14 protein-coding genes are annotated in these 16065 nt (G+C 69.1%); all 14 read left to right on the top strand.

All coding sequences use genetic code 11. The annotated features are described in order from the left end of the window. Positions 1 to 56: 56 nt before the first annotated feature. The 14 genes from ACX9GQ_RS04465 (at position 57) to ACX9GQ_RS04400 (ending at position 16064) form a co-directional block, all read left to right on the top strand. Entirely contained in the window at positions 57 to 1061 is a 1005-nt protein-coding gene (locus ACX9GQ_RS04465; protein ID WP_459628333.1) for an ABC transporter substrate-binding protein, read from the top strand. Between the two features lie 141 nt (positions 1062 to 1202). After that, entirely contained in the window at positions 1203 to 2222 is a 1020-nt protein-coding gene (locus ACX9GQ_RS04460) for an ABC transporter ATP-binding protein (RefSeq protein WP_459628332.1), read from the top strand. Beyond that, entirely contained in the window at positions 2219 to 3880 is a 1662-nt protein-coding gene (locus ACX9GQ_RS04455; protein ID WP_459628331.1) for an ABC transporter permease subunit, read from the top strand. The genes ACX9GQ_RS04460 and ACX9GQ_RS04455 overlap by 4 nt, the downstream gene beginning before the upstream one ends. 152 nt (positions 3881 to 4032) lie before the next feature. Further along, positions 4033 to 5094 carry an ABC transporter ATP-binding protein gene (locus ACX9GQ_RS04450; RefSeq protein WP_459628330.1) on the top strand — a complete coding sequence of 354 codons (1062 nt, stop codon included), beginning with the start codon at positions 4033 to 4035 and terminating at the stop codon, positions 5092 to 5094. A gap of 4 nt (positions 5095 to 5098) precedes the next feature. Further along, complete coding sequence (locus ACX9GQ_RS04445) at positions 5099 to 6391, top strand: ABC transporter substrate-binding protein (RefSeq protein WP_459628329.1); 1293 nt, start codon at positions 5099 to 5101, stop codon at positions 6389 to 6391. 55 nt (positions 6392 to 6446) lie between these two features. Beyond that, positions 6447 to 7385, top strand: a complete 939-nt coding sequence (locus ACX9GQ_RS04440; protein ID WP_459628328.1) for a carbohydrate ABC transporter permease — start codon at positions 6447 to 6449, stop codon at positions 7383 to 7385. Next, on the top strand, positions 7382 to 8209 hold the full coding sequence (locus tag ACX9GQ_RS04435; protein WP_459628327.1) for a carbohydrate ABC transporter permease: 828 nt from the start codon (positions 7382 to 7384) through the stop codon (positions 8207 to 8209). Before ACX9GQ_RS04440 ends, ACX9GQ_RS04435 begins: the two co-directional genes overlap by 4 nt. Before the next feature lie 9 nt (positions 8210 to 8218). Continuing rightward, positions 8219 to 9064 (top strand): endonuclease/exonuclease/phosphatase family protein, encoded by an 846-nt coding sequence (locus ACX9GQ_RS04430; protein WP_459628326.1) that lies wholly within the window; start codon positions 8219 to 8221, stop codon positions 9062 to 9064. A 71-nt stretch (positions 9065 to 9135) separates the two neighbouring features. Then, the gene (locus ACX9GQ_RS04425; protein ID WP_459628325.1) at positions 9136 to 9606 is read left to right on the top strand and encodes an MgtC/SapB family protein; all 471 of its coding nucleotides are present in this window, start codon (positions 9136 to 9138) and stop codon (positions 9604 to 9606) included. Between the two features lie 304 nt (positions 9607 to 9910). Further along, on the top strand, positions 9911 to 10846 hold the full coding sequence (locus ACX9GQ_RS04420; RefSeq protein ID WP_459628324.1) for an AraC family transcriptional regulator: 936 nt from the start codon (positions 9911 to 9913) through the stop codon (positions 10844 to 10846). Between the two features lie 76 nt (positions 10847 to 10922). Beyond that, complete coding sequence (locus tag ACX9GQ_RS04415) at positions 10923 to 11903, top strand: dihydrodipicolinate synthase family protein (RefSeq protein WP_459628323.1); 981 nt, start codon at positions 10923 to 10925, stop codon at positions 11901 to 11903. A 58-nt stretch (positions 11904 to 11961) separates the two neighbouring features. After that, complete coding sequence (locus tag ACX9GQ_RS04410; RefSeq protein WP_459628322.1) at positions 11962 to 12714, top strand: GntR family transcriptional regulator; 753 nt, start codon at positions 11962 to 11964, stop codon at positions 12712 to 12714. Between the two features lie 121 nt (positions 12715 to 12835). Continuing rightward, the gene (locus tag ACX9GQ_RS04405; protein ID WP_459628321.1) at positions 12836 to 13615 is read left to right on the top strand and encodes an SDR family NAD(P)-dependent oxidoreductase; all 780 of its coding nucleotides are present in this window, start codon (positions 12836 to 12838) and stop codon (positions 13613 to 13615) included. A 10-nt stretch (positions 13616 to 13625) separates the two neighbouring features. Beyond that, complete coding sequence (locus ACX9GQ_RS04400) at positions 13626 to 16064, top strand: thiamine pyrophosphate-dependent enzyme (protein ID WP_459628320.1); 2439 nt, start codon at positions 13626 to 13628, stop codon at positions 16062 to 16064. Position 16065 lies beyond the last annotated feature (1 nt).

Below are 16065 nucleotides of genomic sequence, written 5' to 3'. Positions count from 1 at the left end.
CGTGCGAATATCCCTTCAATGACGATGACGTGACACGCAGGGAGGGAGCCTGGATCATGACGTCGTTCTGGAAGGGATTGGTCGCGGGCGCGGCCATGCTGGCGGGCTTCGCGGCCCAGGCCGGCGAAATCACCGTCTACACCTCTTACGAGGAAGACGAGGTGAAGGCCTACCTCGCGGCCTTCAACAAGGCCAATCCGGACATCAAGGTGAACGTCCTGCGCCTGTCGACGGGCGACCTCGGCGCCCGCATGCTTGCGGAGGCGTCCAACCCGAAGCATGACGTGATCTGGGGCTGGGCGGTGACCAACATGGTCGACCCCCGCATTCTCGAACTCACCGAAGGCTACGCCCCCAAGGACGCGGACAAGATGAATCCGCGCTTCCGCGACCCGCAGAACCGCTGGGTGGCGACGACGGGCTACATGGCCGCGTTCTGCGTCAACACCGACGTGCTGGCCAAGAAGAACCTTCCCATGCCGACAAGCTGGAAGGACCTCCTCAACCCCGCCTACAAGGGCGAGATCGTGATGCCGAACCCGGCCTCCTCGGGCACGGGCTACCTGCAGGTCGTCGCGCTGCTCCAGGGCATGGGCGAGCAGGCGGGCTGGAAGTACCTGAAGGACCTCGACGGCAACATCAGCCAGTACATCAAGTCGGGCTCGCGGCCGTGCCGCATGGCCATCGCGGGCGAGGCGGCGATCGGCCTCTCCTACGAGTTCGTGGCGATCAAGGCCATCGCCGGCGGCGCTCCGATCAAGATGGTGATTCCGGCCGAGGGCGCGGGCTACGAGCTCGAGGCCAACGCCCTGATGAAGGCGTCGAAGAACAAGGCCGACGCCAAGAAGTTCCTCGATTGGGCCCTCACCCCCGAGGCGGTGGCCGCCTACAACGCCTACAAGGGCATCGTCACCGTCCCGGGCGGCAAGCTCTCCGACGAGGCGATCAAGGCGGGCCTGCCGGCCGACGTGAGCACCGTGCTCTTCAAGATGGACTTCGACTCCTCCGCGAAGAACCGCGATGCGATCCTCGAGCGCTGGAAGAAGGACCTCGAGCGCTGACAGACCCGACCCCCGCGGCCCGGCCGCGGGGGTCTTTCGTTCGACCCGGCCGCAGAGCCCCCCGGCGCCCGCCAAGGCGCAGCCGCGGCACCGCCGTGCGGTCTCTTTCCGTTTCCCGTCGCCCACAGGGTCCGCGCTCCCGTGCATCTGTCCGTCCGCAACGTCACGAAGCGCTTCGGCAACGTCGTCGCCCTCGACCACGTCGACATCGACGTGCGCGACGGCGAGTTCGTCTGCCTCCTCGGCCCCTCGGGCTGCGGCAAGACCACGCTGCTGCGGATCGTGGCCGGGCTGGAGGAGGCCAGCGAGGGCACGGTGACGCTCGACGGCGCGGACCTGACAGACCTGCCCGCCCGCCAGCGCGGCTTCGGCATCGTCTTCCAGTCCTACTCGCTGTTTCCCAACCTCACCGCCGCCGAGAACATCGCCTACGGCCTGACGCTGCGTCGCGTCCCGAAGGCGCAGGCGCAGGAGAGGGTGCGCGAATTGCTCGACACGGTCGGCCTGCCCGGCATCGGCGACCGCCTGCCCCACCAGCTCTCCGGCGGCCAGCAGCAGCGCGTCGCCGTCGCCCGCGCGCTGGCGGTCGAGCCGAAGCTGCTGCTCCTCGACGAGCCCCTGTCGGCGCTCGACGCCAAGGTACGGCTGACACTCCGCGACCAGATCCGCGACCTGCAGCGCCGCCTCAACCTGCCGACGCTGATGGTGACGCACGACCAGGAGGAGGCGCTCGCCGTCTCCGACCGCGTCATCTGCATGAACCACGGGCGGATCGAGCAGGCCGACACGCCGGAAGGGCTCTACCTGCGCCCCACCACGCGCTTCGTCGCCGAGTTCGTCGGGCACATGAACTTCCTCGGTCCGCAGGACATCGCCCGCATCGGCACCCTGCGCGGTCCCGGCGGGCCTGTGTCCCCCACTGGCATCGCGGGTATCCGGCCAGAGCACGTGGTCGTGCTGCCGGCCGGCTCGCCGCCGGGCGAGAATACGGTGGCGGGTCGCGTCGTCTCCCGCCAGTTCCTCGGCGCCACCATGCGGATTGAGGCCGATGTCAACGGCGTCACCGTCGTCGTCGACGCCCCTGGCCTCTCCGCCGTCGCCGAGGGCGAGGCCGTGACCCTCGCGCTGCCCGCCGAGCGCCTGCGCGAGTTCCCCGCATGAGCGCCCGCTCGCTGAAGCTCGACGCCGACAAGGTCTTCGTCGCCACCATCGGGCTCGCCATCGTCGCGCTGCTGGTCGTCTTCGTGGCCTGGCCGATGATGATCATCGTCGCCAAGAGCCTGGCGACAAAGACCGGCTGGGGCCTCGACAACTACTGGCGCGTCTTCGGCGGCCGGAAGTTTCCGACGGTCACGTGGAACAGCTTCGCCGTCTCCATCACCGTCACCGTCATCACGGTCTCGCTGGCCTTCGTTTACGCCTACGCCCTGACCCGCTCCGCCATGCCCTTCAAGGGCGTCTTCCGGTTCCTCGTGACGCTGCCGGTCTTCGCCCCCTCGCTGGTGCAGGGCATCGGGCTCATCTTCCTGTTCGGACGCAACGGGCTCGTGAACAGCACATTCGACCTGCAGATCAAGATCTACGGGTTCTGGGGCATCGTCATCGCCAACGTGCTCTACGCCTTGCCGCAGGCGGTTCTGCTGATCTCCACGGCCCTCGCGGTGGCCGACGCGCGGACCTACGAGGCCGCGACTGTGCTGGGCGCCGGGCCGGTGCGGAAGTTCTTCGACATCACGCTGCCCAGCGTGAAGTTCGGCCTGCTGGCCGCCGCCTTCCTCGTCTTCACCATCGCCCTGACCGACTTCGGCAACCCGATGGTGATCGGCGGCGACTACACCGTGCTCGCCAACGACATCTACAATCAGGTGTCGGGGCAGATGAACTTCCAGCTCGGCTCGGTGGTGGCGATCGTCCTGCTCGCGCCGGCGCTGCTCGCCTTCCAGATCGAGCGCATCGCCAACAAGCGGCAGTTCGCCCTCGTCGCCGATCGGTCCGTGCCGCTCGTGCCGCGTCGGGCGCCCCTGTTCGACACCGTCATGTTCGGCGCGGCGAGCCTCATCGTGCTGCCGATCGTGGCCGTCATCGGCATGGTGGTGTTCGCGAGCTTCGTGAAGGGCTGGCCCTACAACCTCACCTTCACGCTCGACAACTACCTCAACAACACCGCCCAGAACGGCTACGAGCCCCTCGTCAACAGCGTGCTCGTGTCCCTCATCGCCGCCGCCATCGGCGTCGTCACCACCATGGCCGCGGCCTTCGTGATCAAGCGCGACAAGGGCATCGTCGGGCGCATGGTCAACGGCATCGGCCTGCTGCCGGCCGCCGTCCCGGGCATGGTGCTGGGCCTCGCCTACATCTTCGCGTTCAACCAGGCGACCGGGCCGTTCTCCCTCATCTATGACACGCTGCTGATGCTCGCGCTGTGCAACGTGTTCCACTACTTCTCCCAGGGCATGCTGACGGCCTCGACGTCGCTGCGGCAGATCTCGTCGAGCTTCGACGAGGCCTCCGCCTGCCTCGGAGGGCGCGTGGTGGACACGCTGCGCCACGTCACCATCCCGCTCGTGCTGCCGACGCTGCTGGCAATCGGGATCTTCTTCTTCATGCGCTCGATGGTGACGCTGTCGGGCATCATCTTCCTCGTTTCGCCCGGCACGAACCTCGCTGCCGTCACGGTGATGCTGCTCGACGACGCCGGCGCGACGACGCACGCCGCCGCCTATTCCACCCTCATCATGCTGGTGGTGATCGGGGCGCTCGTGCTGCTCAACCTGACGCTCAGGCTGTCTGGACGCGACATCCCGCGCGCGGCGATGTGACGGCGACGGCGGAGGGGGCGGTACCATGACAATTCGGCGACGCACCGTCATCCAACTGTTGTGGCAGCCCGCCAAAAGGGTTCAAGATCACGGCCAGCGCGTCACGCGACCGCCGGTCAACGGGCGGCAGTGAGCGCCGGGACGGAAAGCACGTGTCGCGGATCGACGTCGAATCCCTCGAGAAGCGCTTCGACGGCAAGGCCGTCGTCAGGGAGGTCTCCTTCAGCGTCCCGCACGGCGACCTGTGCGTGCTGCTGGGGCCGTCGGGATGCGGCAAGTCGACGACGCTGCGACTGATCGCCGGGCTGGAGGATCCCACCGGAGGGCGAATCTCCATCGGCGGGCAGGACGTGACCCATCTCGCCGCCAAGGACCGGCGCATCGCGATGGTGTTCCAGTCCTACGCGCTGTTCCCCCATCTCGACGTCGCCGACAACATCCTGTTCGGCCTCCAGGTCCGCAAGGTGCCCAAGGACGAGCAGAAGAAGCGACTGGAGCAGGTGGCGGCGCTCACGGGCCTCGCCCCCTACCTCGCCCGCAAGCCGGGCCAGCTCTCGGGCGGGCAGCGGCAGCGCGTGGCGCTCGCCCGCGCCATCGTCAGCGAGCAGCCCGTCTGCCTCATGGACGAGCCGCTCTCGAACCTCGACGCCAAGCTGCGCAACGAGATGCGGCTCGAGATCCGCTCCCTGCAGCAGCGCCTTGCGATGACGATGATCTACGTCACGCACGACCAGATCGAGGCCATGACCATGGCCGACCAGATCATCCTGATGAATGACGGCGTGATCGAGCAGGCCGGCACCCCGTCCGACCTCTACGAGCGGCCCGCCAGCGTCTTCGCCGCGCGCTTCATCGGCGCGCCGCCGATGAACATGTTCACCTCCGCGAACCGGGCCGGCATCCCCGAGGGCGACATCGTCGGCGTGCGAGCCGAGCACCTGCGGATCGAGCCGCCGTCCGGGGGACAGGACGACCACGTCGTCGCCGGCGTCGAGTATCTCGGGGCCGATGCCATCGTCGGCCTGCGCCCTCTCGGCGAACCCGACGGCGCGCAGGTCTTCGCCCGCGTGGCGGGCGCCCGGCGACCGGCCGCGGGCGAGCGCGTCTCGCTCGCCTGGAGCGCCCATGACGAACACCGCTTCGACGCCGCCACGGGGCTGCGGCGCGAAAGCGGACGCATGACCGAAGCCCCGAGATCCGTCCAGAAAGGCTGACGCGATGATCCACCTGACCCGCCGCACAGCACTCGGGGGCGCGCTGGCCGCAGCCCTCGCCGCTTCCACAGTGCCCGTCTCCGCGCAGGAGATGGAACTCCGCTTCTACTACCCGATCGCCGTCTCCGGCCCGATCACCAAGCTGATCGACGGCTACGCCGCCGAGTTCGAGAAGCAGAACCCGGGCGTGAAGGTGAAGCCGATCTACGCCGGCGACTACGTCCAGACGATCGGCAAGGCGCTGACCGCCATGAAGGGCGGCGACACGCCCGAGATGGCGATCCTGCTCGCCGCCGACATCATCACCCTGACCGACGAGAATGCCGTCGTCGCCATCGACGACCTCGCCAAGACGGCCGAGGACAAGGCGTGGCTCGCGAGCTTCTACCCGGGCTTCATGGAGAACGCGAAGCTCGACGGGAAGACCTACGCCATCCCGTTCCAGCGCTCGACGCCCGTGCTCTACTGGAACAAAGACGCCTTCAAGGAGGCGGGCCTCGATCCCGACAAGGGTCCCGCGAACTGGCAGGAGATGGCCGACTTCGCCAAGAAGCTCACCAAGAAGGACGCGTCGGGCAACGTCACCCAGTGGGGCGTCCAGATCCCGACGGACGGCAACACCTCCTGGCTCTTCACCGGCCTGACCACGGCGAACGGCGTGCGGCTGTTCACGCCGGACGGCAAGAAGACCAACTTCGCGGATCCCAAGGTCGTCGAGGCGCTGCAGTACCTCATCGACCTCTCCAAGCAGGGTGTGCAGCCTCCGGGCCTCACGTCCTGGGGCACGACCCCCAAGGACTTCCTGGAGAAGAAGCTCGCCATGATGTGGACCACGACGGGCAACCTCACCAACATCAAGAACAACGCCACCTTCCCCTTCGGCGTCGCCATGCTGCCGGCCAAGGTCAGCTACGGCGCCCCGACGGGCGGCGGAAACTTCTACATCTTCAAGAACATCCCGCCGGCCAAGCAGGAAGCCGCGTTCAAGTTCGTGCGCTTCATGACAACGCCGGAGCGCGCCGCCGAGTGGTCGATCGCCACCGGCTACGTCGCCACCTCGCAGGCGGCCTATGACACGCCGGTGATGAAGCAGTACCTCGCCGGCTTCCCGCAGGCGGGCGTGGCGCGCGACCAGCTGAAGTACGCCGTGCCGGAGATCACCGTGCACGAAGCCCAGCGCGTCATGAAGGTGTTCAACGACAACCTGCAGGCCGCGATCACGGGCTCCAAGACGGCCAAGGCCGCCATGGACGACGCCCAGCGCGAGGCCGAGCGCATCCTGCGCGACTACAAGTGAGACGGCGCGCCGGGCGGACCCTGCCGCCCGGCGCCCTTCGCCACCGGTCCGACCCGTGAGCAACGCCCCCCTCTCGATGCCCCTCGCCGGCACCCGTGCCGGAGCCGCCGGCGCGCGCCGGCGCCGCTGGATCGAGACGGCGGAGGCTTGGCTGCTGCTGCTGCCCTCGGTCGTCCTGTTCGCCACCTTCACGCACGTGCCGGTGGTGGTGACGCTCATCGACAGCCTCTACTCGACGCCCCGGCCGCGCCGCCCGTCACGCTTCGTGGGGCTGCAGAACTACCAGGATCTCGCGGCCGACCCGCTGTTCTGGAAGGTGCTGTGGAACAACACGATCTACGCCGTGGCGACGATCCCGCTCTCGGTCGCGCTGGCCCTGACGATGGCGCTCTTCGTCAACGGGAAGGTCGCCGGCCGCGGCTTCCTGCGCCTCGCCTACTTCACGCCCACCGTGCTGCCGATGATCGCGGTCGCGAACATCTGGTTGTTCTTCTACACGCCCGACTACGGCCTCCTCGACCAGGTGCTGCGCCTCTTCGGGTTCGGCGCGACCAACTGGCTCGGCCAGCAGGAGACGGCGCTCGGCGCCATCATCGCCGTCACGGTGTGGAAGGAGGCGGGCTTCTTTATGATCTTCTACCTCGCGGCGCTGCAGCAGATCCCGCCGGACCTGCGCGAGGCCGCCGCGATCGAGGGTGCGTCGCGGTGGACCTTCTTTCGCCGCGTGACCTGGCCGCTGCTGGCGCCCGTGACGCTGTTCATCCTCGTCAACGCGGTGATCAACGCCTTCCGCACGGTCGACCACATCTTCGTCATGACGCATGGCGGTCCCGACAACGCCACCAACGTCCTGCTGCTGATGATCTACGAGACCGGCTTCAAGTTCTGGGACCAGGGCCTCGCGACGGCGCTCACCGTCGTGCTGCTCGCGGTCCTTTCGCTGCTGGCGCTCGTGCAGTTCCTCTTCGCCCGCCGCCGGGTGCACTACCAATGAGCGCAGTCGACCGCAGATCGCCGCTGGTGCGGCACGGGGAGACCGCGATCGCCTGGATCCTCGGGCTCCTGTGGCTCGCCCCCCTGCTCTACGCGATCTGGACGGCCTTCCATCCGGCCGCCTATTCGACCCGCTTCGACCTCACCGCGCCGCTCACGCTGGAGAACTTCCGCCGCGCCTGGGACGCCGCGCCGTTCTCCCGCTATTTCCTCAACACGATCCTCATCGTGGCGATGATCGTCATCGCCCAGTGCGTGCTGTGCACGATGGCGGCCTTCGTCTTCGCCCGCTCGAAGTTCCGTGGCCGCGACGTGCTGTTCGGCCTCGTCCTGCTTCAGCTCATGATCTCGCCGGACATCCTGGCGGTCGTGAACTACCGGACGATCCGCTCGCTCGGGGCCGTGGACACGCTTTTCGGCGTCGCCCTGCCCTACTTCACCTCCGCCTTCGGCATCTTCCTGCTGCGCCAGGCCTTCATGACGGTACCGCGCGACCTCGAGGACGCGGCGCGGATCGAGGGCTGCAGCACCTATGGCGTGCTCTGGCGCGTCTACGTGCCCCTCGCCCGCCCGATCTACCTCGCCTACGCGCTCGTGCAGGTGAGTTTCCACTGGAACAACTTCCTGTGGCCGCTCATCATCACCAACTCCGTCGAGACCAGGCCGCTGACGGTAGGCCTCTCGGTGTTCTCCTCCGTCGACCAGGGGATCGACTGGTCCGTCATCACCGCCGCCACGCTGATGACCTCCGGCCCGCTCCTCGTCGCCTTCCTGATCTTCCAGCGCCAGTTCGTGCAGAGCTTCATGCGCGCCGGCATCCGCTGAGGTCCTTCGATGAAACTGCTGCAGTGGAACATCCAGTGGGGGCTCGGGGTCGACGGGCGCTGCGACCTCGCCCGCATCGCCGCCGAGGTGCGCCGGATGGGCGATCCCGACGTCGTCTGCCTTCAGGAACTGTCGGACGGCATGCCGGACCTGAAGGACAACGACGGCGGCGACCAGTTCGCCGCCATGGCCGCGCTGTTTCCCGGCTTCGCGGCGATCGACGGCGTCGCCGTCGACGTGCCGCCGCTGCAGGCAGGCGGGCGGCGCCGGCGCTTCGGCAACATGATCCTGTCGCGCCTGCCGGTCGGGCAGGTCATGCGCTACCTGCTGCCGTGGGAGGCGGACGCCACGCCCAACATGCCGCGCGTCATGATCGAGGCGACGCTCATGGCGCCGTCGGGACCGGTCCGGGTCATGACGACCCATCTCGAATGGTCGTCCGTGAAGCTTCGCGCGGCGCAGGTGCAGGGCATCCGCGAGGCCCACCGCGCAGCCTGCGAGCGCGTCGCGACCCCTCCGTCTCCCTACTACGGCCCGTTCATGCCGCAGCCCGGCACCACGCGCGCCATCCTGACCGGCGACTTCAACATGAAGGACGACGACCCGGTGAAGCGGGCGATCGAGGTTCCCTTCGGGCCCGGCGTGCCGTCCCTGCGCGATGCCTGGACGGTCGTGCACCCCGGGCAGCCGCATCCGCCGAGCTTCTGCATCGTCGACCAGAGCCACTCGCCGCCGCACTGCTGCGACTTCGTGTTCGTCAGCGAGGACCTCGTCCCCAACGTCCGCGGCATCGCCTACGACGTCGACACCCGCGCGTCCGACCACCAGCCGGTCCTGCTCACGCTCGACGTCTGACGTTCGCCTCGCCTGCCGCGGAACGCCTGCTGCTCCGTGCCGTTCCCCGTCGAAAGGCGGAGGAGGCACGGATGGACATGCTGGGCCCCGCGGCGATTCCCTGGCCAGACCTCGTCTGGCGTCTGGGCGTGGCCGCTCTCCTGGGCTTCGTTGCGGGCCTCGACCGCGAGATTCGCGGGTTCTCGGCCGGCGTACGGACGCACATGATGGTGGCGCTGAGTTCGGCCGCCACCATGCTGATTGCGCTGGAACTGCAGCGGCAGGTGCAGTCCGCCGATCCCAGCCGGGCCATCCAGGGACTGGCGCAGGCCATCGGCTTCCTCTGTGCGGGAGTCATCTTCGTTTCGCGCGGCACCGTGCGGGGCCTGACCACGGCCGCCAGTCTCTGGATGACGAGCGCGCTGGGCATGGCCGCGGGAGCCGGGTTCATCCGGATCGCGCTGGTGGGGCTGGTCGCCGCGGTGGCGGTGGTCACGCTGCTGTGGCTTGCCGAGCGGCTCGTCGAACGGCGACGACGGAGCCACCCGTCTCCGGAAGACTGATGATCTCGAAAAAAAGGCGGCCATGACGGCCGCCGGGTCTCGAGAAAAAGTCCGGCGGGCTCCGAAGGCCGGTTCCGGCGACCATTTTGACGGGTGGGAGCTCGCGACCCAGGCCAACCGGACGCCCCGGGTCTGCCGCCCGAAGCCAATCATCTGTCACCCGCCGGGACCCGCCCCGCTATCCCGTACGCGCAGTTGCGGCCCCTAAACGCAACTCATTGTCAACTCGAAGTGATCAGGAGAGATGCACGATGCCGTTGACTGTCCTAGGGGTGCAGCCAAGCTGGCGGTGGATGGGCATGGCATGACCGACATCGAGTACCGCGACCCCGACGAGGCTCTGGCCGCCCTGCGCGGGAGGACGGGCCGCGTCCGCGCCATCAGCGCGCTCGAACGGTCGTTCCGCCTCCGCTATCGCACGGTCGAGCGCGGATCCGTCCACCTGTCCCGCACCTGGGAGCCGCATGCCCGGTTCACCGTCGATGGCGAGGCCATTCCCGTGGTCTTCTTCCCGATGGCAGGACGCTGCATCGTCGCGACCGGCCGCGAGACCCACGAATGCGCCGCGCGCAGGGGCGGCAGCTTCACCGTCAGCCAACCCGCCTCCTTCACCGCCGAGAACGGCTACAGCGAGTTCGTCATCCGCTTCGACGCCGGTGCACTGAGCACCATGCTGAAGCGCCTCGACGTGGACCAGCCGCTCCAGCGATTGTTGTCCCTCGCGGCCATGCGCACCGACCTGCCGGGATTCGACAGGCTCAAGTGGATGGCCGCCGACGTATTCAACTCCACGGAGGAGGCGGGTTCGCCGCGATTCCTCGCACTGCATCACCGGATGCAGGAGGACGGCCTCCTCCTGCACACGGCCAACGTGCTCGCGGGGGTCATGCGCAACGACATCCACCCCCGCGGCATCTCGCCGCTGCCCCTTCGCGCGGCCATGGAGTTCATTCGCGAGCGGCTCTCGGACGAACTCACCGTCGACATGATCGCCACCGCAGCCGGAGTCAGCATCCGGCAGCTTCAGCATCTGTTCCGCCAGGAGCATGCGTGTTCGCCGACGGACTTCGTCCGCAATGCGAGGCTGGACCTCGCGCGGCAGCTGCTCACCCTTCGCAAGGTCGCTTCCGTCACGGAAGCCGCCTCGGACAGCGGCTTCGGGCATCTGGGCAAGTTCGCGGCCTACTACGCGGCCCGGTTCGGCGAGACGCCGTCGCAGACGCTCCGCCGCTCGCACTGACAGAACACGTCTTGGCACGCGGCCGGGGCCGCCGCACTCTGGCAGCGGCATACCCCTGCCCCGCTCCGGAGTCCCCATGTCCCGCCTCTCGTCCAGCATCACGGTCGATGCCATCCGCGGCATCGTCGGCATCCTCCCGACACCCTCCACGCCCGACGCCGACCACTGGTCCTGCGAGCAGTCGGTCGATCTCGAGGCGACCGCGGCGATGGTTCGCATGGTGGTGGACGCGGGCGTCGGCATCCTGATGACGGGCGGCAGCTTCGGCGAAGGGCCGACGCTGACGTGGCGCGAACACCGGGCCTTCACGGACGCCATCGTCCAGGCGCATGGCGGCAAGGCGCTGCTCTTCGCCGGCGTCACCACCCTCAACACACGCGACACGATCGAGCGCGCCCGCGGCCTCGTGGCGCTGGGCGCCGACGGCCTCTTCCTCGGCCGTCCGATGTGGATGGCGATGGACCACCCCGCCATCGTCCGCTTCTACGCCGACGTGGCGGAGGCCTGCCCCGGCGTGCCGATCGTCGTCTACGACAACGAGTTCGCCTTCAAGGGCAAGATCGCGACCGAAACCTACCGGGAATTGTCCCGCAACCGGTCCATCGTCGCGACCAAGCACATCGGCGGCCCCTCGATCGTGGACGACCTCCTCGCCGTCGAGGGCCGCATGCGGGTGCTGCCCATCGACGCCCAGTGGGGCAAGCTCGCCCGCGCCCATCCCGACGCCGCCCTCGCCTGCTGGACCGGGAACGTCGCGGACGGGCCGGAGCCACTGGTGGCCCTCGCCCGCGCCGTCGAGGCGCGCGACTGGGACCGCGCCGACCACATCGGCGCGCGCATGTGGTGGGCGCAGGCTCCCATGTTCCCCGGCGGCAAGCTGGAGAACTTCGTCGACTACAACATCCCGATCGCCCACGGGCGCCTGTGGGGCTCGAAGCTCGTCCGCACCGGTCCGCCGCGGCCGCCCTACCTGTTCGCACCGGACGGGCACGTCGAGGGCGGGATCGAGACCGGCCGGCGCTGGGAAAGCCTGCGCCGGGAGTTCCCCCTCGCCTGAGCGCCTTGCCAGCGGGCGGCTTCGGCGCAACGATGCCCCCATGGGCAGGGAAGAACGGATGCAGGCATCCGGACCGGACGGACGGGCCGTGCGGCGGCCCCTGCATGGCCTGATTCGCGATGCGCTTCGGGATGCGATCCGGCGCGGCGACTATCCGGAGGGCGACAGCCTCCCGTCCGAACAGGAGATCGGCGAGCGCTTCGGTGCGAGCCGCATCACGGTTCGCCATGCCCTTCAGGGCCTCGAGGCGGAAGGCTACGTGCTCAAGCAGCATGGGCGCCGCACGCAGGTCGTGTCGCGCGAGCCCGCGCCGCGTCCCGTCTGGCAGATCGACACGCTGGACGACCTCATCGCCTCGGCCGGCGACGCCAGCCTGCACATCCTCGGCTACCGTGCCGAGACTGCGCCGGAGGCCGCGGCCGCGCTGGGTCTCGACGCCCATGCTCCGCTCTGGTGCCTGCGCAGCCTGCTGGAACGGCGCGGCCGGGCCTATGCGAGGTCCATCATCTACTTCCCGCCCGACATCGGGGCCCGCCTGACGCTCGCCGACTTCGACGACGTCATCATCTTCCGCGTGCTGGCGAGCCGCCTGCGCATCGCCGTGGCAGACGTGACGATGACGGTGCGTGCGGCCAAGGCGGACGCCGAGGATGCTCGCCTTCTCGGTTGCCGGCGAAACGAACCCATGCTGACGACCCAGCTCGTCTACCGGCGGGCCCCGGGCGACACCCCGGTCGAGGTCGCGTTCACCCGCTTCCCCGCCGAGGGCTACAGCCTGAGCTACTCCCTCACGGCGGGCGCGACGCGCTGACGAGCGCCTGCAACCGCCTTGACAGGACCGGAGAACCGGCCCGAAGATGTTATAACAAGTTGCCTGCCGCACCCGGCGCGGAAGAAAGAGACCGGGACGAGGAAGCGCCGAGGAGAACACCATGCGGGTCGATCTCGCGGGGAAAGTCGCGCTCGTCACCGGATCGGCTCAGGGCATCGGCCGCGCCATCGCCGACACGCTGGCCGACAACGGCGCCACCCTGATCTACAGCGACAGGCAGCCCGGCGACCTCGCCGAGCACGCAGCGAAGGGTGGGCACCACTTCGTGCCCATGGACGTCTCGAACGGCGACGACATCGTCCGAGGCGTCGACGCCGCGCTGAAGGCCGCGGGGCGCATCGACATCCTCGTCAACAACGCCGGCATCGGCGTCAAGGCGGACGAGCGCAAGACGGTCGACGAGTTCCCGGTCGAAGCCTGGCACAACCTCATCTCCATCGACCTGACCGGCGTCTTCCTCGTCAGCCGCGCCGTGATCCCGTCGATGAAGGCGAACGGCGGCGGGCGGATCGTCAACATCGCCTCGGTCCTCGGCCTCGTGCCGATGCGCCTGCAGAGCTCCTACGTGGCGGCCAAGGCGGGCGTCGTGAACCTCACCCGCTCGATGGCCCTCGAACTCGCGCCCGACGGCATCCTCGTGAACGGCATCGCCCCCGGCTCGACCGCCACCGAGGGTTGGGCGAAGTGGATACACAACGCCAAGGAGGCACAGGACGCCCATGCGCGGTTGATGTCCCACATCCCGCTCGGCCGGCCCGCCTCGACGCAGGAGATCGCCAACGGCGCGCTCTTCCTCGTCGCGCCCGCCTCCTCCTACGTCACCGGCCACATCCTCGCCGTCGACGGCGGCTGGACCGCCGGCTTCGCCCGCGACTTCTGAGGAGGCGACGATGGCCGCCCGCCCGAGGCTCTCTTCCGTCGACGCCCGTTCCAACGTCCCGCCCCTGCCCGAGGGGCTCGACGGCCCGACCCTCCTCAAGCTCTACCGGGAGATGGTGCTGCTGCGGCGGTTCGAGCTCGCCGCGCAGGTCGCCTGCCGCTCCGGCGAGACACCGGGCTTTCTCCATCTCTACATCGGCGAGGAGGCCACGGCGGTCGGCGTCTGCGCCCATCTGCGATTGACCGACTGGATCACCTCCACGCACCGCGGGCATGGTCACGCGCTGGCCAAGGGCATGAGCCCGAACGTGCTGATGGCCGAGCTCTACGGCAAGCGTGACGGCTGCTGCGGCGGGCGCGGCGGCACGATGCATCTCTACGACACCGCGACCGGCCTCTTCGGCACGAATGGCCTCGTCGGCGGCGGAATTCCCTCCGCCGTGGGCGCGGCGATCTCCGCCAAGTTCCGCGGCACCGACGGTGTCGCCGTCGCCTTCTTCGGCGACGGGGCGGCGAACCACGCCGCCTTCCACGAAGGGTTGAACTTCGCCGGCGCCCGGCGGGCTCCCGTCATCTTCGTCTGCGAGAACAACCTCTACGCGACGGCGACCGCGTTGCGCGACGTCACGCTCAACCCCGAGATCGCCACGCGCGCCGCCGCCTACGGCATCCCGGGCGTCGCGGTCGACGGCAACGACGTCGTCGCCGTCTGGCAGGTCATGCAGGAAGCCACGGCCCGCGCCCGCCGCGGCGACGGCCCGACCCTGATCGAGTCGAAGACCTATCGCACGGTCGGCCACCACGAGGGCGACCCGGTCGTCGGCATCTACCGCACCCAGGAGGAGATCGACGACTGGGTGAAGCGCTGCCCCGTCACGACCTTCCGCAAGCGACTGGTCGAGGACTATGCCGTCGTCACCATGCAGGAGATCGAGGCCGTGGAGGCCGAGATCGACCGCATCGTGAAGGAGAGCATCGAGTTCGCCCGCCGCTCGCCCGAGCCCGACCCGGCGACGGCACACCTGCACGCCTACGCAGATCCGGTGAACCCGCCCGACGCCTTCGCGCCCATGCCGGAGGACACCCGCTTCGTCGAGACCAGCTGGCTCGACGCCGTGCGCGACGGCATCGCCGAGGAAATGCGGCGCAATCCCAACATCATCTACTTCGGCGAGGGCACGGGCGAACGCGGCGGCACCTTCGCCCACACCAAGAACCTCTACCAGGAGTTCGGCAAGGAGCGGATGGTCGACACGCCCATCTCCGAGCTGGGGTTCACCGGCGCCTCGCTCGGCGCCTCGGCGACGGGCGTTCGCTGCATCGCCGACCTGATGTTCGCCGACTTCCTGTTCGAGGCCGGTGGGCAGATCGCGCTGCAGGCCGCCAAGCTGCGCTACATGTCGAACGGCCAGATGGTGGCCCCGATGGTCGTGCGCGTCGGCGCCGGCGCCGTGCGGTCAGCCGGACCGCACCATTCCGGCACCTACCATCCCTCCTGGGCGCACATTCCCGGGCTGATCGTGTGCCTGCCGTCGACCCCCGCCGACGCCAAGGGCCTGATGAAGACGGCGCTGCGCGCCGGAGACCCCGTGCTGATGCTGGAGACCAAGGCGCTGTTCGCCAGCAAGGGGCCGGTTCCCGAGGGCGACCACCTCGTGCCGTTCGGCGTCGCCCGGATCGCGCGCGAAGGCCGCGACCTGACCATCGCCTCGGCCGGGCAGCTGCTGCACCGGTCGCTCGAGGCCGCCGAGGCCCTGGCCGCGGAGGGCATCGAGGCCGAGGTCATCGACCTGCGCACCATCCAGCCGCTCGACGTGGACACGGTCGCCGCGAGCGTGCGCAAGACGCACCGCCTGCTCGTGGTCGACGAGGCCTACGCCCTCTACGGCGTCGGCGCCGAGCTCGGCCAGGCCATCCAGGAGCTCGCGTTCGACCACCTCGACGCCCCGGTGGCTCGCCTGCATACGCGGCCGATGCCCCACCCCTTCGCGCCGGCGCTGGAGCGGGCCATGCTGGTCAACGTCGACCAGATCGCCCGGGCCGCGCGCGACCTGCTGGACGGTCGGGTCGCGCCGTCCGAACGCCTGACGGCGGGCGGTATCGGACGCTCCGCCGCCGCACGGGCACCCGCGCCGGCAGCACCCCGCCCGGCCGCTCCCGCCGTCACGGCGCCAGCCGCCAAACCAGCCGCGCCAGCGGTCGACCTGCCGCCGGGCGAGCCGGTCAAGATGCCCTTCGGCGACCTCACCGTCAGCGAGGGCAAGCTCGTGCGCTGGCTGAAGAAGGCCGGCGAAGCCGTTGCCGCTCAGGAGATCGTCGCCGAGATCGAGACCGACAAGGCCGTCGTGGAGATCGAATCCCCCGCCGGCGGCGTGATGGCGGCGCTGCTCCACGCGGAGGGCGACGTGGTGAAGATGGGCGAGACGATCGCCGTCATCGGCAAGGGCTGAG

The sequence above is a fragment of the Alsobacter sp. R-9 genome, from assembly GCF_054612375.1.
Note: the sequence above shows the minus strand (reverse complement) of the source record. Positions and strands in the feature narration are given on the sequence as shown.

What these genes read in the sequence shown, in the direction of transcription:
- ACX9GQ_RS04400 (WP_459628320.1), top strand. Translation starts at nt 13,626, where the DNA reads ATGGCCGCCCGCCCGAGGCTCTCTTCCGTCGACGCCCGTTCCAACGTC.
- ACX9GQ_RS04455 (WP_459628331.1), top strand. Translation starts at nt 2,219, where the DNA reads ATGAGCGCCCGCTCGCTGAAGCTCGACGCCGACAAGGTCTTCGTCGCC.
- ACX9GQ_RS04430 (WP_459628326.1), top strand. Translation starts at nt 8,219, where the DNA reads ATGAAACTGCTGCAGTGGAACATCCAGTGGGGGCTCGGGGTCGACGGG.
- ACX9GQ_RS04445 (WP_459628329.1), top strand. Translation starts at nt 5,099, where the DNA reads ATGATCCACCTGACCCGCCGCACAGCACTCGGGGGCGCGCTGGCCGCA.
- ACX9GQ_RS04465 (WP_459628333.1), top strand. Translation starts at nt 57, where the DNA reads ATGACGTCGTTCTGGAAGGGATTGGTCGCGGGCGCGGCCATGCTGGCG.
- ACX9GQ_RS04415 (WP_459628323.1), top strand. Translation starts at nt 10,923, where the DNA reads ATGTCCCGCCTCTCGTCCAGCATCACGGTCGATGCCATCCGCGGCATC.
- ACX9GQ_RS04420 (WP_459628324.1), top strand. Translation starts at nt 9,911, where the DNA reads ATGACCGACATCGAGTACCGCGACCCCGACGAGGCTCTGGCCGCCCTG.
- ACX9GQ_RS04425 (WP_459628325.1), top strand. Translation starts at nt 9,136, where the DNA reads ATGGACATGCTGGGCCCCGCGGCGATTCCCTGGCCAGACCTCGTCTGG.
- ACX9GQ_RS04405 (WP_459628321.1), top strand. Translation starts at nt 12,836, where the DNA reads ATGCGGGTCGATCTCGCGGGGAAAGTCGCGCTCGTCACCGGATCGGCT.
- ACX9GQ_RS04410 (WP_459628322.1), top strand. Translation starts at nt 11,962, where the DNA reads ATGCAGGCATCCGGACCGGACGGACGGGCCGTGCGGCGGCCCCTGCAT.
- ACX9GQ_RS04435 (WP_459628327.1), top strand. Translation starts at nt 7,382, where the DNA reads ATGAGCGCAGTCGACCGCAGATCGCCGCTGGTGCGGCACGGGGAGACC.